This window comes from Streptosporangium sp. DT93, from assembly GCF_049844535.1.
Lineage (GTDB): Bacteria > Actinomycetota > Actinomycetes > Streptosporangiales > Streptosporangiaceae > Streptosporangium.
In genome coordinates this window covers 1-257 of sequence record NZ_JBNCLF010000109.1, presented here as the reverse complement: position 1 = coordinate 257, position 257 = coordinate 1, and the positions used below count along the sequence as shown (strand labels likewise).

The 257-nt window shown below is 73.9% G+C and carries 1 pseudogene; it reads right to left on the bottom strand.

Going from position 1 to position 257, the window contains the following annotated elements:
• Window positions 1-257 (bottom strand): annotated as a pseudogene (locus ACLQ2R_RS39695) (phospholipid carrier-dependent glycosyltransferase); the annotation flags it as partial.

The following is a 257-nucleotide window of genomic DNA, read 5'->3' as shown; positions in this document are numbered from 1 at the left end:
AGCCAGGAGCGCAGCGAGTCGAAGACGAAGAAGCCCGGCCCCTGGGAGGTGGCCTGCGCCCAGTTGCGGCCCCAGCCCAGCGGCGAGGCGAACCAGCCGGTCCAGGAGGCGACGTAGGTCACGACGGGCAGCAGGCCCAGTGACAGGACCGCCCCGCCCAGATCCCTGTGCATCGTGCCCGCGTAGGGTCTGCGCAGGCCGACGGCGCGGCGGGCCCCGGCGTCCCAGGCCAGCGACAGGACGGCGAAGGCGATCAG